The organism is Enhydrobacter aerosaccus (assembly GCF_900167455.1).
Taxonomy (GTDB): domain Bacteria; phylum Pseudomonadota; class Alphaproteobacteria; order Reyranellales; family Reyranellaceae; genus Reyranella; species Reyranella aerosaccus.
On the sequence record NZ_FUWJ01000001.1, the window covers coordinates 566,236 to 591,365 of the forward strand.

The following is a 25,130-nucleotide window of genomic DNA, read 5'->3' on the forward strand; positions in this document are numbered from 1 at the left end:
CGCGATGGTCACGCTGACACGCATCTACACACGGGGCGGCGACACGGGTGACACGTCGCTCGGACGGGGCGAGCGCGTGCCCAAGCACGATGCCCGCGTCGAGGCCTATGGCACCGTCGACGAGGCCAATTCGGTCATCGGGCTCGCGCGCGCCGCCGTCGACCGCAGCGTCAAGAACGATGTCCATCGCGCGCATGTCGATGCGATGCTGATGCGCATCCAGAACGACCTGTTCGACCTCGGCGCCGACCTCTGCACGATCGAAGGCAAGCGGGGGGAGGAGGCGTTGCGGATCCTGCCCTCGCAGGTCGAGCGTCTGGAGCGGGAGATCGACGAGATGAACGCGGCCCTGGCGCCGCTCACCTCGTTCGTCCTGCCGGGCGGCAGCGAGGCGTCGGCGTGGCTTCACCTCGCCCGGACCGTGGTCCGCCGCGCGGAGCGGCGCATGACGGCCCTGGCTGCCGATCAGGCGGTGAATTCGGAGGCCATCAAGTATGTCAACCGCTTGTCAGATCACCTGTTCGTCCTGGCCCGCCGGCTCAACGACAACGGCACGGCGGATGTGCTGTGGGTACCTGGCAAAGGGCGATAACAATGGTAAGTTGTTGATAGATCGCGAAAAAACCTTTCGCGCTGCGATTTTGTGCAGCGCGCCATAGCCTTGACATGATCGGCTGAACCCCCCTACACGAAAACCCCTTCGCCGGGCGGAAGGTCCGGCCGCAACTCACCAATAGGCGCAACGCGATGAAAGTGCTGGTCGCGGTCAAGCGGGTCATCGACTACAACGTCAAGATCCGCGTCAAGGCCGACAACACGGGCGTCGAGACGGCGAACGTCAAGATGTCCATGAACCCCTTCGATGAAATCGCCGTGGAAGAGGCGATCCGGATGAAAGAGAAGGGGCAGGCGACCGAGATTATCGTCTTCTCCGCCGGTCCGGCCCAGTGCCAGGAAACCATCCGCACCGCGCTCGCCATGGGCGCCGATCGCGGCGTCCTGGTGCAGACCGACGCCGAGCTGCAGCCGCTGGCCGTCGCCAAGCTGCTGAAGGCCGTGGTCGACAAGGAGCAGCCGGGCCTGGTCATCGTCGGCAAGCAGGCGATCGACGACGACTCCAACCAGACCGGCCAGATGGCCGCGGCGCTGCTGGGCTGGTCGCAAGGCACCTTCGCCAACAAGCTCAACCTCGCCGACGGCACCGCCGAGGTGAAGCGCGAGGTCGATGGCGGCCTCGAGAACATCAAGATCAAGCTGCCGGCCGTGATCACGACCGACCTGCGCCTCAACGAGCCGCGCTACGCCTCGCTCCCCAACATCATGAAGGCCAAGAAGAAGCCGATCGAAACGCTGGCGCCGGATGCGCTCGGCGTCGACGTCGCGCCGCGCCTGAAGGTGCTGAAGGTCGAGGAGCCGCCCAAGCGCAAGGCCGGCATCAAGGTGAAGACCGTGGCCGAACTGGTCGACAAGCTGCGTAACGAAGCGGGAGTGATCTGATCATGGCGATTCTCGTCGTTGCCGCACACGACGGCACAGCGGTTCGCGCCAATGTCGCCAATGCCGTGGCGGCGGCCGGCCAGATGGGCTCGGACGTGGCGGTGCTGGTGGCCGGCAGCAATTGCGGTGAGGCGGCCAAGTCGGCCGCCGCGATCCAGGGCGTTGCCAAGGTCCTGCAGGCGGAGGATGCCGCCTACGCCAACTGGCTGGCCGAGGATATCGCGCCGCTGGTGGCGAAGCTGGCGCCGGCCTACAGCCATGTCGTGATGGCCGCCGATTCGGTCGGCAAGAACCTCGCCCCGCGCGTCGCGGCGCTGCTCGACGTGGCGCAGATTTCCGAAGCGATCCAGGTCGTGTCGCCGGATACCTTCGTCCGTCCGATCTATGCCGGCAACGCGCTGGCGACGGTGCAGACCTCGGACAAGATCAAGGTCGTCACCATCCGTCCGACCAACTTCAAGGCGGCGCCCGCCGGCGGTTCGGCCCCGATCGAGCAGATCGGCGGCGAAGGCGCCAAGGGCCTCTCGTCCTATGTCGGCGCCGAGCTGTCCAAGAGCGAGCGTCCGGAACTGACCTCGGCCAAGATCGTCGTTTCCGGCGGCCGTGGCCTCGGCAGCGGCGAGAACTTCAAGATCCTCGAGACGCTGGCGGACAAGCTGGGGGCCGGTCTCGGCGCCAGCCGTGCTGCGGTCGACGCGGGCTACGTGCCGAACGACTACCAGGTCGGCCAGACCGGCAAGGTCGTGGCGCCCGATCTGTACATCGCCATCGGCATCTCCGGCGCGATCCAGCATCTCGCCGGCATGAAGGACAGCAAGACCATCGTCGCGATCAACAAGGACGAGGAAGCACCCATCTTTCAGGTGGCGGACTACGGCATCGTCGGCGACCTGTTCCAGATCGTCCCCGAGCTCACGGCCGCGGTCGAGAAGAAGTAACCGCGGGGGAAGTCATGATTAAGCGCATCGGCGTCATCGGTGCCGGTCAAATGGGCAGTGGTATTGCCCATGTCTGCGCGCTCAAGGGCTACGACATCCGGCTGATCGACGTCGATCAGCCGCATCTCGATTCCGGGCTGGACGCCATCGGCCGCAACATGGACCGTCAGATCGGTCGCGGCATGATCCGGCCAGAGGAAAAGGAGTCCAGCCTCAAGCGCATCGCGACGGCGACCGACTACGGCGCACTCGCTGATTGCGACCTGATCGTCGAAGCGGCGACCGAGAACGAGGCGATCAAGCGCGAGATCTTCAAGAAGGTCTGCGTCGGCCTGCCGCCCAACGTGCTGCTGGCGACCAACACCTCGTCGATCTCGGTGACGCGCCTCGCCTCGGTGACCGACCGTCCCGGCAAGTTCATGGGCATGCACTTCATGAACCCGGTGCCGATGATGGCGCTGGTCGAGCTGATCCGCGGTATCGCGACGGAGGAGGAGACCTTCCGCACCGTTCGTGACGTGGTGATCAAGCTCGACAAGAAGCCCGTGAACGCCGAGGACTTCCCGGCCTTCATCGTCAATCGCATCCTGCTGCCGATGATCAACGAGGCGGTCTATGCCCTGTACGAGGGCGTCGGCAACGTCGATGCGATCGATACCGGCATGAGGCTCGGCGCCAACCATCCGATGGGCCCGCTGGAACTGGCCGACTTCATCGGCCTCGATACCTGCCTGTCCGTGATGCAGGTCCTGCACGAAGGGCTGGCCGATTCGAAGTATCGGCCCTGTCCGCTGCTCGTGAAGTACGTCGAGGCGGGCTGGGTCGGCCGCAAGGTCAAGCGCGGCTTCTACGATTATTCCGGCGAGCGCCCCGTCCCGACGCGTTGAAAAATTGCTAGTCTCCCCGCCGTTTGAAGCGGGGAGCCTCTACCATGATATCCAAGCCGGCTCGATTTGTGGCCGCGACGGTGATTGCCGTCACCGTTCTTGCTGGGACGGCGTCGACTGCCTACGCGCAGATGCCCTGGGTCCTGATCGCGCGCAAGGCCGCCCAGCGCATCCAGCGCATGGAAGTGCCACCGCAGGATCCCAGCCAGCCGCGGCAGGACTTCGCCACCGTCATTCTCGAGGCGCCGGCCGACCGCGTATTCGCCACCGCCCTCGACCTTGCACGCAAGAACAGCGAAGTCCGAATCCTGATGACCGATCCGGGTGCGCGCCGGCTCCAACTGGCGCAAGGTGACCGGGTGGCGACGTTGAACGTCGTCGAGCTGAGTCCCGAGGTTTCCCAACTCCTGATCGCCGGCAGCGCGGGGCCGAACGAGACGCCGACCGCCTCCCGCGTCGTCGGCGCCGTCCTGCGCATCTGCGCCGAGATGAAGAAGGAGTGCTCCCTGGCGGACTGAGAGCGCGATCGAGGCGGCGTTGATGGCAGACGCTGTCACTGTTGCCAGTCGAGGCCGATGTCGAGAACGCTGGCGCTGTGGGTCAGCCAGCCGGCCGAGATCAGATCCACGCCCGCCGCCGCGATGGCGGGCGCTGTCGCTGGAGTGATGCGTCCTGACGCTTCGGCGATGGCGCGCCCGTCGATCAGGCGGACGGCTTCGGCCAGCGTCTCAGGTGTCATGTTGTCGAGCAGAACGGCATCGATACCGACGGTCAGCGCTTCCTCGAGCTGATCGAGCGTGTCGACTTCGACCTCGATCTTCACGAGATGGCCGATCGACCGCCGCGCCGCCTGGATCACCGGCACCACGCCGCCCGCGGCCGCGATGTGATTGTCCTTGATCAGGACGGCGTCATCCAGACCCAGGCGGTGATTGACGCCGCCGCCGACCCGCACGGCGTATTTCTGCAAGGCACGGAGGCCCGGCATGGTCTTGCGCGTGCAGCAGATGCGGGCCTTGTGACCGGCCACTGCCTTGACCAGGGTTGCCGTGGCGCTGGCGACACCACTCAGATGTCCCAGGAAATTCAGCGCCACGCGTTCGGCGGTGAGCACGCCGCGCGCCGGCCCTTTGATGGTCGCCACACGGTCGCCGGGTTCCAGGCGCGTGCCATCCGGTCGATCGATCGCGACCGTGATTCCCGGATCGACGAGGCGGAAGGCGAGAGCGGCGAGATCGAGGCCGGCGACCACGCCCGGCTGGCGGGCGACGAGCGCGGTCTCTGCCCGGGCATGGACCGGTACGACGGCATCAGTGGTGATGTCGCCCGCACGGCCGAGATCCTCGAGCAGTGCGGCGCGCACGACGGGCTCAAGCATGAGCGTGGGCAGGGGAGAGGCTGTCATGATCGGTGCTCCAGGTGGAAACGACGGATGTTCGGGAAGGATCGAGGCGCTGCATCTGATGTCGCGCCCAGCGTGCGGACCGTTGTGGAAAGTCGCTGCGCCAGTGGCCGCCACGGCTTTCCTCGCGCTGCAGCGCCGCGCGCGCGATGAACAGCGCCACCAGCGCCGGATCGGCGGTGGGATCGCTGGAAAAGGCCAGGGGTTCGAGACGATCGATTGCCTTCAACAGGCCGTTTCCGTCCCTGACGATTCCTAGCGTCTCGCCAACGAGCCTGCGGATGGCGCTGGCGTCGGGAGTCGGCGGGAGCGCGACGGGACGAGGCGACGGCGTTGATCGCGCGGCGGTCGTTGCAACGCTCCGGGCCACCCGACTGGCCATGACGGCAGCCTCGAGCAGGGAGTTGCTGGCCAGACGATTAGCGCCATGCAGGCCGGTCGCCGCTGTCTCTCCGCAGGCCCACAACCCTTCGACGGTCGTGCGGCCATCGAGATCGACGGCAATGCCACCCATATGGAAGTGGGCGGCGGGCGCCACGGGGATCGGCATCGTTGCCGGATCGATATCCCCAGCACGGCAGTGCGCGGCGATTGTCGGAAAGCGTTTGCCGAAGTCCACGCCCAGGCTGGGGCGCGTATCGAGGAACACTCGATGGCCGTTCGCGCGATGCTTCGCCACGGCACGAGAAACGACATCGCGCGGCTCGAGTTCGGCCCGGCCTTGGCCCTGCATGAACCGTGTACCGGTCTCATCGATCAAGACCGCGCCTTCGCCGCGAACGGCTTCGCTCACCAGCGGCATCGGATCGTGTGCGACATCGAGCGCGGTCGGATGGAATTGGACGAACTCCATGTCGGCCAGCACCGCACCGGCGCGTGCCGCAAGGGCGATGCCTTGGCCGATCGATCCGAGCGGATTGGTTGTCTGTGCGAACAGTCCGCCGAGCCCACCGGTCGCCAGCACGATCCGCCGTGCCGGCAACAGGCGCGCCCCGGCAGGCCCGACGGCAAGCACGCCGGCAATGCGGCCATCGTCGACCAGAAGACGGCGCGCCTCAAATCCTTCGAGCACGATGATGGATGGTGTCGCGCGCACGGCGGCGATCACGGCGCGCATGATCGCCGCGCCGGTGCCGTCGCCGGTGACATGGGCGATGCGGCGACGGCTATGGGCAGCTTCGAGACCGAGGGCGGGCCGCCCGCGAACGTCGAGATCGAATGGCACGCCCAGCCGTTGCAGCATGGCCACGGCGCCGGGGCCGGCGGACGTAATGCGTGCGGCGACCATGGGATCGCCAAGGCCATCGGCGACGGCCATCGTGTCGTTGGCGTGCAGTTCGGGGCTGTCGTCATCGCTCAAGGCAGCGGCAATGCCGCCTTGCGACCAGGCGGAGGCGGCACCTTCGCCCAGGGGCGTCTTGGCAAGGACGATCACTCGCTGAGGGGCGAGTTGCAGCGCGGTCATCAGGCCGGCCAGGCCGGCGCCGACGACGACAGGGACGTCTTCCATCTTGTCCTCCTCACACGGCAAGCATGCGCTCGACAGCGCGTCGCGCCGGGGCCGCGATTGCCGCGTTGATCGTCACTTCATGAGTCAGGGTTTCGAGCGAGCGCCGGATCTTGGCCAGGCTGATGCGCTTCATGTGCGGGCAAAGGTTGCAGGGCCGGACGAACTCGACCTCCGGATGCTGGACGGCGACGTTGTCGCTCATCGAACATTCGGTGACGAGGACGACGCGTGCCGGCCGGTGCGTGCCGACATAGTCGATCATTGCGGCCGTCGACCCGGCGAAGTCCGCCTCGGCGACCACTTCGGGGGCGCATTCGGGATGGGCAAGCACGACCAGACCAGGATGGCCGGCCCGGAGCTGACGGATGTCCTTCGGGCTGAAACGCTCATGCACTTCGCAGTGCCCGGCCCAGGTGATGATCTCGATGCCGGTATCGCGGCTGACGTTCTGTGCGAGATATTCGTCGGGAAGCATGATGACGCGCGGCGCACCGAGGCTTTCAACGATTTTGCGGGCGTTGCCCGACGTGCAGCAGATGTCGCTCTCGGCTTTCACGGCGGCGGACGTGTTGACGTAGGTGACGATCGGCACGCCTGGATAGCGTTGCCGCAGCAGCCTTACATCGGCCGCGGTGATGGATTCCGCCAGTGAGCACCCCGCCCGGAGGTCGGGAATCAGAACACGTTTGCTCGGATTCAGGAGCTTCGCCGTTTCGGCCATGAAGTGAACGCCCGCCAGGACGATCGTTTGGGCCTCCACGGTCATGGCCTGGCGCGCGAGAGCGAGGCTGTCGCCGACGATGTCGGCGACACAATGGAAGATCTCCGGTGTCTGATAGTTGTGGGCGAGGATAACCGCGTCGCGTTCGCGCTTCAGGCGCAGGATGGCTTCGACGTCATCGGCAAAGGCCGGCCATTCGATCACCGGAATTACAGACTTCACGCGGTCGTAGAGCGGTGCAGTGCGGGTCATCAGGTCGGGGGAGAAGGCGGGGAGGGACATGCGGCACCTATATGCTCAATCGGAGTATTAATTATGCTGAAGATGAGCATTAAGGCTGTCAAGGCCCTGTGTCGGGGGCCGTTTTGATGTGCGGATGCGTCAGGCTGGGCGTGAAAGTGGAAGCTTGCTGCCGCCGACGGCGCGCTCGAGCATCACTTCTCGGCGAAAGCGATAGAGCTTCGCGGGGCGGCCAGCGCTCTGTGAGGTGAGCGCTCCGGTCTCCTCGACCAAACCCTGCTGATCGATGAGGCGGCGAAAGTTCTGCTTGTGCAGCGTCCGTCCGGCCAAGGCCTCGATCGCCCGTTGCAGCTGCAGCAGGGTGAAGGTGTCGGGCATCAATTCGAAGACGACAGGACGGTACTTGATCTTGGCCCGCAGTCTGGCAATTCCGGTGGCGAGGATGCGACGATGATCATGACGCATCGGCATGCCGGGAAGAGGAGAGCTGACGGACCCCGCCCTCGAACTGGCTTCGGGAACGAGCCCGAGCTCGTAGAGCAACTCGTAGCGCTGCAGGACCAATTCTTCGTTCCAATGGTCCTTGCCGTCACCGAAGTTGATGTCGATCCGTTGCCGCCGCTCGCGCTTCAAAGCCGGATCTCCCGCTGCGTCGCTCCATTTGCGCAGTCGCGGCAGGATTTCCTTGGCGATGAGCGGCGACGGGCCGGCGCGCCAATCCTCCCAGGGAAAATAACGGTACCAGTTGCGCCACTCGGGATCGCGCACGCCGCGCGACAGCCGCTCACGGGTCAGGCCGAGATAGCTGATCGATACGATCCGCCGGCCGTTCTCCTGGGCGCGATTGCGATCGGCGAAGGTATAGAGCTGCTCTACATAGCCGAGCGGATGGTGCGTTTGCTGCTCGACCCAGGCGCGCAGACCGCTCTGCAGCGTCGGGTGTTCCGATTCGAATGGCCCTGACGGCAGCAAGCCGCCATCCTCGAGCGTCAGAACCTGGGGTTCGTTGGCAGTCAGCGCGACAAGCACGGCATTGAGCTCGATCGTGACGGCGGTGGCGCTGACGCTAGGCGACTTCATTTCCGAGGCATTATGCACCAAACTGCTCGCTATGACTCGGAAACCTATGCGTATCGCCGTCCTTCAGTTCGCCCACGAAACCGTCACCTTCCTCCGAAACGACACGACCCTGGAAGACTTCACCTATCCCGGTTCGCCGGCAAAGGGTGAAGCGCTGCTGGGGCACGATCCCAAATCCTACATGGGCGGGTTCGTGCAGGTCGCTCGGGAGTACGAGGGCGTCGAACTGCTCGGCATCGAGTCGCCGCTATGGCCGCGCACGGGCACGGGCTCCGGCTGGATCACGGCCGAGGCCTACGAGACGTTCCTGGGCCGCATGATCGCCGACCTCAGGGCGGAGGGCCCGTTCGACGGCGTCTATCTCAGCCTGCATGGCGCCATGGGCGTACGCGGCATCGCCAGACCCGAAGCCGACATTGCACGGCGGGTCCGAGAGGTGGTGGGCCGCAATGCCTTCATCGTCGGGACCTTCGACCCTCACGGCAACGAGGACGCTGCCTTCTTGCAGCAGGCCGACATGGCCTTCACAGTCAAATACTTTCCGCATTACGACAGTCATCTGCAGGGGCAACGCGCCGCGCGGATGCTGGTCCGCGCCATTCGCGGCGACTACAAGCCCAGTACCGTTACGATCAAGGTTCCGATCATCTCGCCGACCGTTCTGCAATGGACGGGCGCGTCGCCGTGGATGGACCTGGTGCAGCGCGCGCTCGTCTGGGAAGCCCGCGAGCCCGACGTCTATGTCAACGTCTTCTTCGGTTTCCCCTTTGCGGATGTGCCGGATGTCGGAATGACCATTCAGGTAACGACCAACGGTCAGCCGGCCCTCGCCAAGAAGGTTGCCGACGACATGTCGAACTGGGCGTGGCGGCGCCGCGAAGCTCTTCTGACGTCGACCAGGGTCTACAAGATTGCTGAAGGCGTCGCTCTCGCCAAGGAAGCGGCCGCGCGCGGCGCGACACCCGTCGTGCTGGCGGACCATAGCGACCGCTCAGGCTACGCCACCTGGATCTTGAAGGAGGTGATCGCCCAGGATCTGTCCGATGTGCTGATCGCCACCATTGCCGATGCCAAGGCGATTGATGCGCTCGCGGCCAAGGGCGTGAAGGTGGGTGATCCGTTCGACATGGAGGTCGGCGGGCTCGCCGATGAATCGGCGGGCCAGCCGGTGCGCGTGGCAGGGAAGGTGGTCGGCGTCGCCGAGGCCCATGGCACCCTGTGGGTCAGCGTCGGTTTCGGGCGAGGCAATGTGCTGCTGCTCAGTCGCTACCTCACCCAGATCATCGAGCCATCCGAGCTCAAGGGGCCAGGCTTCGATCTTGCGACGTTCAAGGTGATCGCGATCAAGTCGCGTGTGCATTTTCGGCGCGGCTTCGACGACAGTGGTTTCGCCAAGACGATTCTGCTCGTCGAACCGGAACAGCCCTTCCTGGGCACAGTACGGTTGGACGGACTACCCTACACGAACGTCGACCTGAAGCAGTTCTATCCCTACGGCAATCCCGACTTTCCGTGAGGCCGATTTCCAGTCGCAGAAATCCGCGACATCGGCCGGCTTGATTTCGATCAAGGCACCTGTCGGAATGCGATCAACACTTCAACAACATCATCGAACCGAGACGAAACGCCCATGCCCGACACCCTCACCGCATCCAAGCCGGTCGCACAGACCACGACCGAGCATTTCGATGTCCTGATCGTCGGAGCCGGCATTTCCGGCGTCGGCGGCGCCTATCACCTGACCAAGCAGCTGCCCGGAACGAGCTTCGTCGTGCTCGAATCGCAGCAGAGCTTCGGCGGCACCTGGATCACGCATCGCTATCCTGGCATTCGCTCCGACAGCGACCTCTATACCTTCGGCTATCGCTTCAAGCCGTGGAAAGGCGCTCCAATTGCCTCGGCCGAGGAGATCCTCACCTACATGGGCGAAGTGATCGACGAGAACGATCTCGCGCGGCACATTCGCTACCGTCACGTCATCACGTCAGCCCGCTGGTCGAGCGCGGACAATCGCTGGACCATCGAGGGCAAGCGTACCGACACGGGCGAATCCTTCCATATCACGGCGAATTTCCTGTGGATGTGCCAGGGATACTATCGCCACTCCGAAGGCTACACGCCGGAATGGCCCGGCATGGCCGATTACAAAGGCTGTGTCGTTCATCCGCAGACCTGGCCGACGGATCTCGATTACCGCGGCAAGAAGGTGATCGTGATCGGCTCGGGCGCCACCGCGGCGACGGTCGTTCCGGCGATCGCCAACGACTGCGAGCACGTGACGCTCCTGCAGCGGTCGCCGACCTATTTCATTCCCGCCCGCAACGCCAACGATCTGGCCGACACGCTGCGCCAGCTGGAGATCGACGAGAGCTGGATCCACGAGATCGTGCGCCGCAAGATTCTCCACGATCAGGCGGTGTTCACGCGCCGCTCGTTCGAGGAGCCGGAGAAGGTCAAGGACGAGTTGCTGGCCGGCGTCCGGGCCTATCTCGGCCCCGACTACGATATCGCCACCCACTTCACGCCGAACTATCGGCCGTGGCGTCAGCGCATCGCCTTCGTCCCCAATGGGGATCTGTTTCAAGGCATCCGCGCGGGCAAGGCCTCGGTCGTCACCGACGAGATCGACCGTTTCACGGAAAAGGGTCTGAAGCTCAAGTCCGGACGCGAGCTCGAAGCCGATATCATCATCACGGCCACGGGCTTCAATCTCAACATACTGGGCGACATCGCCTTCGAGATCGACGGCAAGCCGCTCAACTTCGCGGATACGGTCACCTATCGCGGCATGATGTTCACGGGCATACCGAACATGGTTTGGGTTTTCGGTTACTTCCGTGCCAGCTGGACCTTGCGTGCCGACCTGGTGGCCGACTTCGTCTGTCGTCTGCTCACCCAGATGAAGGCCAAGCAGGCCCGCAAGGTCGAGGTCGCTTTGCGGCCGGAGGACAAGGACATGAAGCTGCTGCCGTGGATCGACACGGAGAATTTCAATCCGGGCTACATCCTGCGCGGTATGCATCTGCTGCCCAAGCGCGGCGAGAAGCGCGAGTGGCAGCATACGCAGGACTACTGGAACGAAAAGAAAGAGTTCCCGACGATCGATCTCGACGACAAGGCTTTCGTTTACGCGTAGCTCGCGGCTCAGCCTATGGCGTCAGCCCACCGCAGCCTTCATGAAGGCTGCGGCCTCGGGGGTGGACCAGTCGGCCTCACCCTCGAGACGGCCGATCTCGCGGCCGATATGGTCGATCAGGATGCTGGTCGGCAGGACCGACACCTGAAGCGCCTGCATGGCCTTTTTGCCCTTGTCGAAATAGACGCCGAGATGATCGAGTTTGTTCTCGCTGTAGAACGGCGCCACCTTGGCTCGGGTCGGTCCGTCCAGCGACAGGGGGAGGATGAGGAATTTCTCCTTGCTCATCTGGGCCTGGAGACGGTCGAGACTGGGCATTTCCTTGACGCAGGGAGCGCACCAGGTCGCCCAGAAATTCACCAGCAGCACCTTGCCGGCGAAGTCGGAGAGCTTATGAGGCTCGTCCTCGGCATCGACGAAGGGAAAATCCAGCAGCGGCTTGGGGGCCTTGGCGAGGTCGAAACGCGACAGGGAGCCCTTGGGGGCGCCCGCTCTTACGTCGGCTAATGCCGGCAATGCAAAAGAACTCAGGGCGCCAGCCAGAAGCAGCCTGCGACCGAGGAGGAAATCGGACGGGGAATATGCCATAAGCCGCTCTCCTACAGGACTATTGGCACTTATTCATGGCACGGAACGACACAAAGGCGCGAGCCGGCAAAGCGGCGCAAAAGACCAATCCCAACAGGATGTGGGGCGGGCGATATGCGCTGGGTCCGGCGGAAATCATGGAGAAGATCAACGCCTCCATTGATTTCGACCGCCGGCTTTATGCCCAGGATATTGCAGGCTCCATGGCGCACGCCGACATGCTGGTGGCGCAGGGCATTCTCACGGCAAAGGATGGCCGTGCCATCAAGCGTGGGCTGGCCCAGATTCGGGCCGAGATCGAAAGCGGCAAGTTCAGGTTCTCGACCAAGCTCGAGGACATCCACTTCAACGTGGAGGCTCGCCTCACCGACCTGATCGGCCCGGCCGGCGGCCGGCTGCATACGGCTCGGTCGCGCAACGACCAGGTTGCGCTCGATGTGCGCCTGTGGGTGCGCGACACGATCGATCGCCTGGAAAACATGCTGCGCGACCTTCAGTCGGCCCTGATCGATCGGGCCGAGGAATATGCCGCGACCATCATGCCGGGATTTACCCACCTGCAGACGGCGCAGCCGATCACGTTCGGGCATCATCTGCTGGCCTATGTCGAGATGGTGGGCCGCGATCGCGGCCGGCTACGCGATTGTCGGGCGCGCATGAACGTGTCGCCCCTCGGCGCCGCGGCGCTGGCGGGCTCACCGCACCCGATCGATCCGCGCAAGACAGCCAAGGCGCTGGGCTTCGATGGTCCGATGGCGAATTCGCTCGATGCGGTGTCGGATCGCGATTACGTAGTGGAGTTCCTCGGAGCGGCGTCGCTTGCGGCGGTCCATCTGTCGCGCCTGGCGGAGGAGATCGTCATCTGGTGCTCCGCGCCATTCCGCTTCATCGCTTTGTCCGATGCTTTCACGACCGGCAGCTCGATCATGCCGCAGAAGCGCAATCCGGATGCAGCCGAGCTGATTCGCGGCAAGGTCGGCCGCATCGTCGGCGCCTTCGTCGCGCTCTGCACCATCATGAAGGGCCTGCCGCTGACCTATGGCAAGGACATGCAGGAGGACAAGGAGCCGCTGTTCGACGCGGCGGACGCGCTGGAGCTTTGCATCGGGGCAATGACCGGCATGATCCGCGACCTGAAGGCCAATCCGGAACGGATGCGCGCGGTGGCTTCGGCGGACTATTCCGTCGCTACGGACTTGGCCGATTGGCTGGTGCGCGAGATCGGCCTGCCGTTCCGCCAGGCCCATCACGTGACGGGCGTTCTGGTCGGCAAGGCGGCGGCCAAGGGCATCGACCTCGACAAGCTGTCGCTCGACGAGATGCAGGCGGTCGAGCCGCGCATCACCGCGGCGGTGTACGGCGTGTTGACCGTCGAGGCTTCCGTTGCGGCGCGCAAGAGTATCGGCGGAACGGCCCCGGCGAACGTGGCGCGGGCCGTCAAGGAAGCGCGCCGTCGTTTCCTGGGGCCGGCGCGATGAGCTTCTTTGCTTACAAGAACGGTGAGATGCATGCGGAGGGCGTGGCGCTCGCGACCATAGCCCGACAGGTGGGCACGCCGTTTTACTGCTATTCCGCGGCGGCTCTGCGCGCCTCCTGGCAGGAGTTCGCCGACGCCATCAAGGGAACGAATGCGCGCATTTGCTATGCGCTGAAGGCCAACAGCAATCTGGCGGTCATCAAGTTGTTCGGTGATCTCGGCGCCGGCGCCGATATCGTGTCCGTGGGCGAGATGCGTCGCGCGCTGGCTGCCGGCATTCGGGCCGACCGGATCGTCTATTCGGGTGTCGGCAAGAAGGCGTCCGAGCTGATGGCGGCCCTCGAGGCCGGCATCGGCCAGATCAATGTGGAGAGTTCGGCCGAACTCGAAGTGCTCAATGCCGTCGCCGGCCAGTTGGGCAAGAAGGCCGATATCACCATTCGGGTGAATCCGGATATCGATGCCGGGACGCACGAAAAGATCACGACCGGGCGCAAGGAGAACAAGTTCGGGATCGACATCGATCTCGCGACCGAGGCCTTCGCCAAGGCGGCATCCCTGCCGAACCTCAGGGTCGTCGGTGTGGCCATGCATATCGGCTCGCAGCTGACGTCGCTCTCGCCCTATCGTGACGCCATCGTCCGCGTGCGAAGCCTGATCCAGGAGCTCCGGACGGCGGGCCACCGGATCGATCGATTCGATATCGGCGGCGGCCTGGGCATCGTCTATGCGGACGAGCAGCCGCCCTCGATCTCCGACTTCATGCAGGTCGTGGGCAAGGAGACGGCGGGTCTTGGCTGCGAACTGACGTTCGAGCCCGGACGGCGCCTGGTCGGCGAGGCGGGCGTTCTGGTGAGCGAGGTCATTCTCGTGAAGCCGGGTGTGTCCAAGACCTTTGTCATCGTCGATGCGGCAATGAACGACCTGATCCGGCCGACGCTGTACGATGCCTGGCATGACATCGTTCCGGTCCGGGAACCGCGCCCCGATGCGGCCACGATCTGCTGCGACATAGTTGGGCCGATCTGCGAGTCGGGTGACTATCTGGCACAAAACCGTGATCTGCCGCCGCTTTCGGCCGGCGAGCTCATCATGGTACGCTCGGCAGGCGCCTACGGAGCGGTGATGGCTTCGAGCTACAACAGCCGGCCGCTGGCGCCCGAGGTTATTGTCGATGGCACGAGGTTTGCGGTTACGCGGCCAAGGCCGACGATTGACGAGATGATCTCCACGGAGCGGATTCCGCCGTGGATGGTGCAGGCGGGGCAGGCGACGAAAGGCTGAACCGAAAGGACTCGATGGACGCGACCCAGACTCCACCGATCGCTGCGCCCGGCGTTGGCCGAAAGATCGGTCTGGCCTGGGCTGCCTTGGCTTGGGAAAGCCTGTGGCCACGGCTGATGCCGTCGCTCGCCTTCGTCATCCTGTTCGTGGCGGCCGCCCATTTCGACCTTTTCAGCGGCCTCGACCCGTGGGTCCATACGGGTGTCCTGGCCGCACTGGCTGTCGCCTTTGGCGGCATGAACTGGTGGCAGTTCCGGAAATTCCGCTGGCCCGATCGCGATGCCGCCATCCGCCGGCTCGAACTCGATAGCGGCGTGCCGCATCGTCCCCTGGTCGCCATTCAGGATCAGCTTGCCACCGGGCAGGCCGATCCGATGGCGGCCGCGCTATGGCAGGCCCATCGCCGCCGCGAGGCGGATCGCCTTGCCAGCTTGCGCAATAAGGCGGCGCACCCCGGGATCGCCCGCATCGATCGCTGGGCCCTGCGTCTGGTGCCCGCTCTGGCCCTGATCGTCGCGCTGGTGTTCGCGGGCGGCTGGCGCAATGACCGCATGGCGACCGCCTTTACGCCGGCCTTTCCGCCGCCACCGCCTGTCGTCGCCAATCTCTGGATTGCGCCGCCGGCCTATACCGGCAAGCCGCCGATCTATCTCGACATGGCGGAGCGGGACAAGCTGCTGCGTGTACCGGTGGGAAGCAAGCTGGCTGGGTTCGTCGACGATGTCCGCGGTCGTCACGCGCCGCAACTCGTGATCGACGGCAAGGCCACCGAGTTCAAGACGGTCAGCCAGGGCAAGTACCAGGTCGAAGAGACCATCACGGGTGGCAAGGACATCACGCTGCAGGCGCGCGGCGACGAGCAGGCGCACTGGAAGTTGCACGTGATCCCGGATCTGGCGCCGACCATCGAATTCAGCCAGCCGATCGGTGTCGACAAATGGTCGACCAAGGTCGACTACATTGCCGGCGACGACTTCGGCATTACCGGCGTCCAGCTGCAGATTCGGCTCGATGGCAGTGTGTTGGGTGCCGACATGCTGACGGACAATGATGAGCCGGAGGTCATGCGGATCGATCTGCCGGTCGGCGGCAGCCCGAAGAAGCTGAGCGACAGCTTCGTGCGCGATCTCACCAGCAGCCCCTGGGCCGGGCTCAAGGTCCGCGTCATGCTGTTCGCGACGGACGCGCTCGGCCAGAAGGGCAGCAGCTCGGTCCAGAGCTTCCTGCTGCCCGAGCGGGTGTTCAACGATCCGACGGCGCGGGCGCTCATCGTCTTGCGCAAGCAGCTCACGCGCGATCCGAAGGCCTTGCGTCTCGACGTCGCCGACGGCATGCGGATCATCCAGAGCCATCCTGAGAGCTACCGCAACGATCCGATCGTGCAGCTCGGGTTGCGGCTCGGCGCGGTGCGGCTGGCCGAGAGCGGCGACAAGCCGGTCATCGTCGACACTCAGAAGCTCCTGTGGGATCTGGCGTTGCGGCTGGAAGAAGGCTCGATGTCCGATGCCCAGCGTCAGCTCGAGCAGGCGCGGCAGAACCTGCGCGACGCCATCCAGCGCCAGGCCGGCGACGAGGAGATCGAGCGGCTGATCCAGCAGCTCTACGATTCGATGGCGCGTTGGCAGAAGGAGCTTGCCGACAAGATGCAGGATCCGGAGGAGCGCCGGAAGATGATGGAGGAGGCCGAGAAGGTCGACCCCAACAACGTCATCACCGGCGACGACCTTCAGCGCATGCTCGATAAGATCCGCGAGCTGGCCCAGAACGGGCAGCGCGAGGAAGCCAAGCGCCTGCTCGAAGAGCTGCGCAAGATGATGCAGAACGCCACCCCGATGCTCGCCAACCCCAATCAGCAGCGGCGACCGGGCCAGCAGCAAGGGCAGCAGGGTCAGGGCAATCAGCAGGGCCGCGAGATGATGAACCAGCTCGATCGGCTGTCGCGGCGCCAGAACCAGCTGCTAGGCGAATCGGAGCGTGAGGGCCGGCAGCAGCAACAGCAAGGCCAGCGCGGTCAGCAAGGTCAGCGCGGCCAGCCGCCCGGCCAGCAGGGGCAAGGCCAAGGCCAGCAGGGCCAGGGCCAGCAGGGCCAGGGTCAATGGGGCGACCAGCAGGGGCGGGACCAGGAGAACCTGCGCAACCAGCTCGGCGACTATATGCGGCGGCTGGACGAGAACGGCATGCCCATGCCGGAGTCGCTGGGGCGGGCGGAACGGTCGATGCGCGAAGCGGAGGACGCCTTGCGTCGTGGCGATCCGCGCGAGGCCTCACGCGCGCAACGGCGCGCGCTCGACAATCTGCAGCAGGGGATGGGCGATCTCGCCGAGCAGATGCGGCAGCGCGGTCCCGGCAACGGCCAGGATCGGGCCGAGATCGAGGATCGTGAGAAGCGGAGCGAGGACCGCGATCCGCTTGGCCGGTCGGACGGCAATTACGGCGACTCCGTCGATGCGGGGCAGGACAAGGTGCCGCTCGAACTCGATCGCCAGAAGAGCCGCGAGATCCTGGACGAGCTGCGTCGACGCGCGGGCGAAATGGGCCGTCCGAAGGAAGAGCTGGATTACATCGATCGTCTGCTGAAGACGTACTGATTCCTCCTCGTTTGAAACCGCGTTGTTGCCAGCAACGTCGCTCCGCCGGACGACGTTGATTTGCTGCGACCAACAACAGGAGGACGGAGATGAAAGTAACGACCTTGGCGGCCGTGGCACTGCTTGCCTGCACCTCTGTTGCCTTCGCTCAAGCCGGCGGTGGCGCTGGCGGTGGTGGTTCGGCGGGTGGCAGCGCTGGCGGCGGCGCGGCCGGAACCGGCGGGTCCGTCGGCGGCACTGGTGGGACTGGCATGGGCACTGGCACGATGGGCGGGACAGGCGCGGGAGCCGGCACGACCGGATCCGGCTCGGGCTCGACCTCGGGCAGCCTTGGCACCACCACCAACCCCAACATCGCCAACAGTCCCGGCAACAACCCGGCTGCGCCCGGCATCGGAGGCGGCACCACCGGCGGGACAACCGGCACGACGCCCAATACCAGCACGGGCACGATGTCCCACTGACGGACAGCGACAGGTGACGAAGATGGCCGTGGCTAGGTCCACGGCCATTTTTGTGTGTGTCGCTCTAAGCCGCCGCTTCGACGACGCCGATATAGGGCAAGCCGCGGAAGCGATGGGCCCAGTCGAGCCCATAACCAACGAGGAACTCGTCTCCGGCTTCGAAGCCGACGAAATCCGCCTTCAGATCGGCGCGCCGCTTGTGCGGCTTGTCGAGGAGAGTGCAGATCCATACCCGGCGCGCGCCGCGTTCCTTGAGGAGATTCCTGGCGAAGCTGAGCGTCAGCCCCGATTCCAGGATGTCGTCGACGAGCAGCACGTCCCGGTCGCGGACATCGTCGACGATGTCGCGCACCACGCGCACCTGCCCGCTGCTTTGGGTGCCCGCGCCGTAGCTCGAGAGCGTGATGAAATCCATGGCCCAGTCGGCCCCGGCGCGGCTGAGCGCTCTGATCAGGTCGGCGGCGAAGACGAAGCTTCCTTTGAGCACGGAGACCACGAGCGTATCCGGCGGAAGCTTCTGGGAAAGGTCGGCCGCCATGTCTTCGACACGCGTGGCTATTTCGGCCGCAGAGAAGCGGATGCTGACGGTCGTGCGATTGGCCATGCCGGTCTCGTGAGTGGGGATCGTTATTCCAGTGACGGCACCACGTCGGTGGCGCCGGCGGGTGGATTGTCCAGCGCCTGGCTGAAGCTCTGCCGGTCGCCGGCGGCTATCGGGCCAAGGGCCAGAGGATAGGTCCTGGTATCCAGGATCTCGCTGCCTTTCTTGAAGGTAACGACCAGCTTGCTGACCGATCCGGCGCTGCCGCCGCGATTGGTGATTTCGCCATGGACCACGTATCGGCCGTCGACCAGCTCGATCCGACTGGCGGCAAGATCGATTTCGAGCTGAGCAGGGCCTGGCGCGGCGACGCTCGGCGTGGATGCCACCGCGTCGGCCTTCGCCTCGCTTGCGGTGGCAGTCGCGCGAGCCGCAGGGGCCGGCGCCCGGGCGACCGAACCCGCGCTCCGTGTGGACATGTCGAACCCTAGTCCGAACGGACGCAGGGCAAGGAGTTTGTCGCGATAGAGAAATGCGCCGACGCCTGCGGCCGCAATGACAACGAGAACGCCTGCGATCGCGAAGCGCTTGCCCCAGCGGGGCTTGGCGGGCGCGACCACGGGCACCGGAAGGGAGGCGCCAGGTGTGGTCGGACGGATGACCAGATCGGGGACTGGCTTCGGGCCTTCGACGCGCTGGAACCAGCGATGACTGCACCGTGCGCATTGCACGGTTCGGCCGTTGGGGCCGATGGCCAGGGGATCAACGGCGTACCGCGCCTCGCATTGGGAACAGGTGACGATCATGACGAGAGCGGTTTATCCGCACCAGATGTGCTTGCGGGCAGACACTATGCCACTAAAAGTGCGCTTACAAGCATGTACGACTTCGGCCTCTCGATTCGCTCGCTCTGTTTCAATGTCGGCTGGTATGTCGGCAGCATCGTGATCGCATTGGTGGGGATGCCCATCTTGCTCCTGCCGCGGCGGGCCGTGGTGGCATGGGCGCGACTGTGGATCGTCTTCGTTCTCTGGTGGCTGCGCGTTACCTGCCGTCTCGACCATCGCCTGGTTGGGCTCGAGAATCTGCCGAAGGGCCCCGTCCTCATCGCCTGCAAGCATCAGTCGTCCTGGGAAACGCTGTCCTTCACCTTGCTCTTCCCCAACATTGCCATCGTCCTCAAACGCGAACTGCTATTCATCCCCATCGTCGGCTGGGCGATGGCGCGGGCGGGGAACATCGCCGTCTCACGAGGAGAAGGAGCGAGCGCCCTGCGCGGCCTCGTGAAGCAGGCGAAGGCGGCAATCGCGCAGGGGCAGTCGATCGTGATCTTTCCCGAGGGCACCCGGGTCGCCCCCGATGCAGAGAAGCCCTATCAGGTTGGTGTCGCCGCGCTTTATCGACAGCTCGGCATTCCGGTCGTGCCGGTGGCCTTGAACTCGGGAGTCTTCTGGGGGCGCCGGAAATTCATCAAGCAGCCAGGCACGATCACCATGCAGATCCTGCCGCCGATTGCGCCCGGCCTCGGCCGGGACGCCTTCATGAAGACGCTGCGCGAGCGGATCGAAACGGCGACCGATCGGCTGGTCGAGGAGGCCCGCCGGAGCCACGCTCCATAGCCGGAACAGCTTGCGGCGGATGGAACGAAAAAGGAACATTCCTGTTGATATCGTGAGCCGCCAGACATAGGGTCAATACATGGATTGGGCACCGGTTTCCCAGCGCATCTGGGACATGAAGTACCGATTTCGCGATGCTTCCGGCGCGGTCGATGCCGATGTGGAGGCGACATGGTGGCGGATCGCCCGAGCGCTGGCGGTGCCGGAGCGGGACCCCGAGCTGTGGGCAAATCGCTTTCACGAAGCACTGACCGATTTCAAGGTCCTGCCGGCCGGCCGGGTCATCGCCGGTGCCGGGACAGGCCGCAGCGTCACCCTGTTCAATTGCTTCGTCATGGGAACGATCCCCGACAACATGGCCGGGATCTTCGAGGGCGTTAAGGAAGCCGCCCTGACCATGCAGCAAGGCGGCGGGATCGGGCACGATTTCTCGACCTTGCGGCCCATGGGGGCGCCGGTGAAGGGCGTCGGTGCCGATGCCTCCGGCCCGCTGTCCTTCATGGATGTCTGGGATTCGATGTGCCGCACCATCATGAGCGCCGGTTCGCGGCGTGGGGCAATGATGGCGACCCTGCGCTGCGATCATCCGGATATCGAGGCGTTCGTCGACGCCAAGCGCAATCCGGCACGGCTGCGGATGTTCAATGTCTCCGTGCTGATCACGGACGCCTTCATGGCGGCGGTGAAGGACGATGCCGATTGGGATCTCGTCTTTGGCGGCAAGGTCTTCAGGACCGTAAAGGCACGCGCCCTGTGGGAGCGCATCATGCGCGCCACGTATGACTGTGCCGAGCCGGGCGTGATCTTCATCGACCGCGTCAACCGGCGAAACAATCTCCACTATTGCGAAACCATCCAGGCGACGAATCCGTGCGGCGAGCAACCCCTGCCACCTTATGGGGCGTGCCTGCTCGGCTCGATCAATCTCGCGACGCTGGTGAAGGAGCCGTTCACGTCGTCGGCTCATCTCGATCTCGATGCGTTGGAGCGGCTGGTGCCGGTCGCCGTGCGCCTGCTCGACAACGTGATCGATGTATCGCGCTTTCCGCTGGCGGAGCAGGAGAAGGAAGCAAAGGCGAAAAGGCGCATCGGCCTTGGCGTAACGGGGTTGGCCGATGCCTTGATTTTCTGCGGCGTGCGCTACGGCTCCAAGAAGGCGATCGCGCTGACGCGGGAGTGGCTGGCGGCTGTCCAGCGCTTCTCCTATCTCGCATCCGCCGATCTTGCGGCGGAGAAGGGCAGTTTTCCCCTCTTCGATCGTACTCGCTATCTCGCCGGCGAGACGGTCAAGGGATTGCCGGAAGAAGTGCGGGCCGCCATCGGCCGCTACGGCATCCGCAACGCGCTGCTCAATTCCATTGCGCCAACCGGCACGATCTCGCTGCTGGCAGACAACATCTCTTCCGGCATCGAGCCAGTGTTCGCCTTCAGCCATATCCGCCATGTGCTTCAGCCGGACGGTTCGCGCCGCGAGGAAAGCGTGGACGACCATGCGCTGCGGCGCTGGCGTGCCCTGAATGGGGATGCGGAGCCGCCGCCGGAGATTTTTGTCGATGCCCAGACGCTGTCTCCCGGGGACCATCTGGCAATGCAGGCCGCGGCACAGGAATTCGTCGACAGCTCGATTTCCAAGACCATCAACCTGCCGCGTGATATTTCCTTCGAGGCCTTCAAGCATGTCTATGAGGAGGCTTATGCCGAAGGCTGCAAGGGCTGCACGACGTATCGGCCGAACGAGGTGACGGGAGCCGTTCTCGAAGTGAGGCCGGAGGTGGGCCGGGCGCCGGTGGCGATTCCGGTCCCAGCCGAGCGAGATGGCGACGTCGTCTACATCGCTCAGCCCCTCGACCGGCCGGAGGATCTGCCTGGCAGGACTTACAAGATCAAATGGCCCGGCAGCGATCATGCGATCTACATCACGATCAATGATCTGGTGCAGGAGGGGCGTCGCCGGCCGTTCGAGATCTTCATCAATTCAAAGAACATGGAGCATTACGCCTGGACCGTCGCGCTCACGCGCATGATCTCGGCGGTGTTCCGGCGCGGCGGTGACGTTTCCTTCGTGGTGGAGGAGTTGAAGGCTGTCTTCGACCCCCGCGGCGGTCAATGGATGGAGGGGCGTTACGTACCGTCCCTGCTGGCGGCGATCGGTAATGTTATCGAGCGGCATCTGATCGAGATCGGTTTCTTGAGTGCGGCGGAATCGCCACGGATCGCCGAGGCGGTGGAGCAGCGGCTCAAGGCGGCGGCCGGGGCTCGCCCGCCGGGCGAGGGTGCGGGCGAGGGGGCCTCCAAGATGGGCCAGTGTCCGAACTGCGGGGCTGCGGCGCTTACCCATCAAGAAGGTTGTGACATCTGCCTCAATTGCGGCTATTCGCGCTGCGGCTAAAGTCCCGGGAGGATACAGACCTCCCCGCAAGCAAGGAGATCAGGCAGATGTTTCGGCGCACGATCCTCGCGGCCGGCCTCATGGCGGTGTGCTCGATGGCGGGCGTTGCCGACGCGCAGCCGCTGCCCAGCAACCGCGACGATCTGCCGTTTTCCTATGCTCCCCTGGTCAAGCGGGTCTCGCCGGCCGTGGTGAACATCTACACGGCGACCACCTTGCGCACGCCGCAGCGTCGCCTGCCATTCCCCTTTCCGTCGATGCCCCAGGAGGGGTCGCGGGTCCAGAATTCGCTGGGTTCCGGGGTCCTGGTGAAGCCGGACGGTCTGATCGTGACCAACGCCCATGTGGTACGAGGCGCCGACGAGATCCGGGTCGTACTGTCCGATCGGCGGGAATTCGACGCCAAGCTCCTGACGCAGGATGACCGCTACGATCTCGCCTTGCTGCGAATCAATGGCGACGGCGAGAAGTTCCCGTTCCTGGAAATGCGCGATTCCGATTCGATCGAAGTGGGCGATGTCGTGCTGGCGATCGGCAATCCGTTCGGCCTGAACCAGACCGTGACCGGCGGCATCATCTCGGCCGTGGCCCGCTCCACGGGCGGCGTCAACGACTCCAGCTTCTTCATCCAGACGGATGCGGCGATCAATCCCGGCAATTCCGGAGGAGCGCTCGTCTCGCTCGACGGCCGTCTGATCGGGATCAATACCGCGATCTTCTCGCAAAGCGGCGGATCGGTCGGGATCGGTTTCGCCACCCCGTCGAACATCGTGGCGCGGGTCGTGGCGACGGGCGAGAAGGGCGGCCGCATTGTCCGTCCCTGGCTTGGAATATCCATGCAGCGGGTGACGCCGGACCTTGCGTCGGGGCTCAACTTACCGCGGCCGGCGGGCCTCGTCGTGAAGGACGTCTTTCCCAAGGGGCCCGGAGAGAAGGCGGGGCTCAAGCGCAACGACGTGATTGTCGGTCTGCGCGACCTGCCGATCGATGACGAGGCCAGCCTGCGCTTCCGCCTCGCGACCCTGAATGTCGGAGAGAGCGTGCCGTTGCAGATCATTCGCGCTGGCAAGGAAATGACGCTCCAGGTGCCGCTCATGGCACCACCGGAGGATCCTCCGCGGGATCGCTCGGTCCTGGACGGCCGCCAGCCGCTGAGCGGCGCAACAGTGGTCAATCTTTCGCCGGCAGTGGCGGAGGAAATGGGGCTGATCGAATGGCGGCCCGGCGTGGCCGTGGTCGAGATCCAGCCGGGTTCGTACGCCGCCCGCTTCATCCGGCCCGGAGACATGGTCATCGCCGTGAATGGCAAGGAAGTGCACAGCGTCTCCGAACTCAAGTCGCGGATCGCGTCGGGCGTTTCCAGCCTCAGCATCGGCCGCGAGGGCATGGTCTCGACCATCCAATTTCGCTAGGCCAGCAGCCTCGGCAGTGGCGCAAGCGATGCCCATATAGGCAATATGCCCGCGCGAGCCATGCCGGAACTCTTTGCTTCCCTTGCCCCGATGCCGTTGGCCGAACGCCTGCGGCCTAAGGTGCTGGGCGACATCCTTGGCCAGGATCATCTCCTGGGCCCAGAGGGGCCGCTTGGCCGCATGCTGGCCGCGAAGAAGCTGTCGTCGCTGATCCTGTGGGGACCGCCGGGCTGCGGCAAGACCACCATCGCCCGTCTGTTGGCCGAGGCGGCCGATCTTCACTTCGAACCGTTGTCGGCGGTCTTCTCCGGCGTCGCTGATCTGCGCAAGATCTTCGAGGGCGCGCGCCAGCGTCGCAAGGACGGCAGGGGCACCCTGCTGTTCGTCGACGAGATTCATCGCTTCAACCGCGCCCAGCAGGACGGCTTCCTGCCTTATGTCGAGGACGGCACCGTGACCCTGATCGGCGCAACGACGGAGAATCCGTCGTTCGAACTGAATGCCGCGCTGCTGTCTCGCTGCCAGGTCCTGGTGCTGCGCCGCCTGGACGACTCAGCGCTCTCGACCTTGCTGGCGCGGGTGGAGGAAGCGCTCGGCCGCAAGCTGCCGATAGACGAGAATGGCCGCCAGGCCCTGTTCGCCATGGCCGATGGAGACGGGCGCTATCTCATCGGCCTTGCCGAGCAGCTTGCCCAGCTCAAGGAGACGGGGCCGGTGCCGCCGGAGCGACTCGCGACGCTGCTGCAGAAGCGTGCACCGCTCTACGACAAGGCGCAGGAAGCGCACTACAATCTGATCAGTGCGCTGCATAAGTCGTTGCGCGGCTCGGACGTGGATGCCGCTCTCTACTGGTTCGCCCGCATGCTCGATGGCGGCGAGGACCCCAAATACATCGCCCGCCGGCTGGTGCGCTTCGCGGTCGAAGACGTGGGCATGGCCGATCCGGACGCCCTGACTCAGACACTGGCAGCCTGGGATACCTACGATCGCCTGGGCTCGCCCGAAGGAGAACTGGCGATCGCTCAGGCTGTCATCTATCTCGGGACGGCTCCCAAATCGAATGCCGGTTACGCGGCCTTCGGCGCCGCCAAGAGGGCTGCCAAGCAGCACGGTTCGTTGACCCCGCCGATGCATATCCTCAACGCGCCGACCAGGCTCATGAAGGACATCGGCTACGGCAAGGGCTACGAATACGATCATCATACAGCCGACGGATTCTCGGGGCAGAATTACTTCCCCGACGGCATGGCGCGCGAGGAGTTCTATCATCCGGTGGAGCGTGGCTTCGAACGCGAGATCCTCAAGCGCCTCGATTATTGGAAGAAGCTGCGCGAGAAGAAGCGCTAACTGAGGAATA

General features: G+C 64.9%; 22 protein-coding genes. 15 read left to right on the forward strand and 7 right to left on the reverse strand.

The window, feature by feature from the left end:
- Positions 1–4 precede the first annotated feature (4 nt).
- From B5D62_RS02645 to B5D62_RS02665, 5 genes are all read left to right on the forward strand, one after another.
- Positions 5–592: a cob(I)yrinic acid a,c-diamide adenosyltransferase gene (locus B5D62_RS02645; RefSeq protein WP_085932263.1), complete on the forward strand. Its 588-nt coding sequence runs from the start codon at positions 5–7 to the stop codon at positions 590–592.
- A gap of 155 nt (positions 593–747) precedes the next feature.
- Positions 748–1,497 (forward strand): electron transfer flavoprotein subunit beta/FixA family protein, encoded by a 750-nt coding sequence (locus tag B5D62_RS02650; RefSeq protein ID WP_085932264.1) that lies wholly within the window; start codon positions 748–750, stop codon positions 1,495–1,497.
- Positions 1,498–1,499: 2 nt separating this feature from the next.
- Complete coding sequence (locus B5D62_RS02655; RefSeq protein ID WP_085932265.1) at positions 1,500–2,435, forward strand: electron transfer flavoprotein subunit alpha/FixB family protein; 936 nt, start codon at positions 1,500–1,502, stop codon at positions 2,433–2,435.
- Between the two features lie 14 nt (positions 2,436–2,449).
- Complete coding sequence (locus B5D62_RS02660; protein ID WP_085932266.1) at positions 2,450–3,322, forward strand: 3-hydroxybutyryl-CoA dehydrogenase; 873 nt, start codon at positions 2,450–2,452, stop codon at positions 3,320–3,322.
- Between the two features lie 44 nt (positions 3,323–3,366).
- Complete coding sequence (locus B5D62_RS02665; protein ID WP_085932267.1) at positions 3,367–3,840, forward strand: hypothetical protein; 474 nt, start codon at positions 3,367–3,369, stop codon at positions 3,838–3,840.
- Between the two features lie 35 nt (positions 3,841–3,875).
- Here the strand turns inward: B5D62_RS02665 and nadC are convergent, their stop codons facing one another.
- From nadC to B5D62_RS02685, 4 genes are all read right to left on the reverse strand, one after another.
- Positions 3,876–4,727 (reverse strand): carboxylating nicotinate-nucleotide diphosphorylase, encoded by an 852-nt coding sequence (gene nadC / locus B5D62_RS02670; RefSeq protein WP_085932268.1) that lies wholly within the window; start codon positions 4,725–4,727, stop codon positions 3,876–3,878.
- Positions 4,693–6,234: an L-aspartate oxidase gene (locus tag B5D62_RS02675; RefSeq protein WP_085932269.1), complete on the reverse strand. Its 1,542-nt coding sequence runs from the start codon at positions 6,232–6,234 to the stop codon at positions 4,693–4,695. The genes nadC and B5D62_RS02675 overlap by 35 nt, the downstream gene beginning before the upstream one ends.
- A 10-nt stretch (positions 6,235–6,244) precedes the next feature.
- A complete protein-coding gene (nadA, locus tag B5D62_RS02680) occupies positions 6,245–7,237 on the reverse strand; it encodes a quinolinate synthase NadA (RefSeq protein ID WP_231714701.1) in 993 nt (330 codons plus the stop codon).
- 99 nt (positions 7,238–7,336) lie between these two features.
- Positions 7,337–8,275 carry an NUDIX hydrolase gene (locus B5D62_RS02685; RefSeq protein WP_085932270.1) on the reverse strand — a complete coding sequence of 313 codons (939 nt, stop codon included), beginning with the start codon at positions 8,273–8,275 and terminating at the stop codon, positions 7,337–7,339.
- A 46-nt stretch (positions 8,276–8,321) separates the two neighbouring features.
- Between B5D62_RS02685 and B5D62_RS02690 the strand changes: the two genes are divergently transcribed.
- Positions 8,322–9,791: a M81 family metallopeptidase gene (locus B5D62_RS02690; RefSeq protein WP_085932271.1), complete on the forward strand. Its 1,470-nt coding sequence runs from the start codon at positions 8,322–8,324 to the stop codon at positions 9,789–9,791.
- A gap of 114 nt (positions 9,792–9,905) precedes the next feature.
- Positions 9,906–11,411, forward strand: coding sequence for a flavin-containing monooxygenase (locus tag B5D62_RS02695; protein ID WP_085932272.1), 1,506 nt, complete (start codon positions 9,906–9,908; stop codon positions 11,409–11,411).
- A gap of 21 nt (positions 11,412–11,432) precedes the next feature.
- On the opposite strand, the gene B5D62_RS02700 is transcribed toward B5D62_RS02695, so the two are convergent.
- The gene (locus B5D62_RS02700) at positions 11,433–11,999 is read right to left on the reverse strand and encodes a TlpA disulfide reductase family protein (RefSeq protein ID WP_085932273.1); all 567 of its coding nucleotides are present in this window, start codon (positions 11,997–11,999) and stop codon (positions 11,433–11,435) included.
- Positions 12,000–12,034: 35 nt separating this feature from the next.
- On the opposite strand from B5D62_RS02700, the gene argH reads away from it, so the two are divergent.
- From argH to B5D62_RS02720, 4 genes are all read left to right on the forward strand, one after another.
- Positions 12,035–13,477 carry an argininosuccinate lyase gene (gene argH / locus B5D62_RS02705; RefSeq protein ID WP_231714702.1) on the forward strand — a complete coding sequence of 481 codons (1,443 nt, stop codon included), beginning with the start codon at positions 12,035–12,037 and terminating at the stop codon, positions 13,475–13,477.
- Complete coding sequence (lysA, locus tag B5D62_RS02710; protein WP_085932274.1) at positions 13,474–14,760, forward strand: diaminopimelate decarboxylase; 1,287 nt, start codon at positions 13,474–13,476, stop codon at positions 14,758–14,760. The genes argH and lysA overlap by 4 nt, the downstream gene beginning before the upstream one ends.
- Before the next feature lie 14 nt (positions 14,761–14,774).
- Positions 14,775–17,348: a TIGR02302 family protein gene (locus B5D62_RS02715; RefSeq protein WP_085932275.1), complete on the forward strand. Its 2,574-nt coding sequence runs from the start codon at positions 14,775–14,777 to the stop codon at positions 17,346–17,348.
- Between the two features lie 89 nt (positions 17,349–17,437).
- Positions 17,438–17,812, forward strand: coding sequence for a hypothetical protein (locus B5D62_RS02720; RefSeq protein WP_085932276.1), 375 nt, complete (start codon positions 17,438–17,440; stop codon positions 17,810–17,812).
- 64 nt (positions 17,813–17,876) lie between these two features.
- Here B5D62_RS02720 and hpt read toward each other — a convergent pair whose 3' ends face one another.
- Positions 17,877–18,416: a hypoxanthine phosphoribosyltransferase gene (gene hpt, locus B5D62_RS02725; protein WP_085932277.1), complete on the reverse strand. Its 540-nt coding sequence runs from the start codon at positions 18,414–18,416 to the stop codon at positions 17,877–17,879.
- Positions 18,417–18,439: 23 nt separating this feature from the next.
- A complete protein-coding gene (locus tag B5D62_RS02730; RefSeq protein WP_085932278.1) occupies positions 18,440–19,159 on the reverse strand; it encodes a zinc-ribbon domain-containing protein in 720 nt (239 codons plus the stop codon).
- A gap of 72 nt (positions 19,160–19,231) precedes the next feature.
- On the opposite strand from B5D62_RS02730, the gene B5D62_RS02735 reads away from it, so the two are divergent.
- The 4 genes from B5D62_RS02735 (at position 19,232) to B5D62_RS02750 (ending at position 25,120) form a co-directional block, all read left to right on the forward strand.
- A complete protein-coding gene (locus B5D62_RS02735; RefSeq protein ID WP_085932279.1) occupies positions 19,232–19,972 on the forward strand; it encodes a lysophospholipid acyltransferase family protein in 741 nt (246 codons plus the stop codon).
- A 79-nt stretch (positions 19,973–20,051) separates the two neighbouring features.
- Positions 20,052–22,361 (forward strand): adenosylcobalamin-dependent ribonucleoside-diphosphate reductase, encoded by a 2,310-nt coding sequence (locus B5D62_RS02740; protein ID WP_085932280.1) that lies wholly within the window; start codon positions 20,052–20,054, stop codon positions 22,359–22,361.
- A gap of 47 nt (positions 22,362–22,408) precedes the next feature.
- Positions 22,409–23,773: a Do family serine endopeptidase gene (locus B5D62_RS02745; protein ID WP_085932281.1), complete on the forward strand. Its 1,365-nt coding sequence runs from the start codon at positions 22,409–22,411 to the stop codon at positions 23,771–23,773.
- Positions 23,774–23,818: 45 nt separating this feature from the next.
- Positions 23,819–25,120: a replication-associated recombination protein A gene (locus tag B5D62_RS02750; RefSeq protein WP_231714703.1), complete on the forward strand. Its 1,302-nt coding sequence runs from the start codon at positions 23,819–23,821 to the stop codon at positions 25,118–25,120.
- The last annotated feature ends 10 nt before the right edge of the window (positions 25,121–25,130 follow it).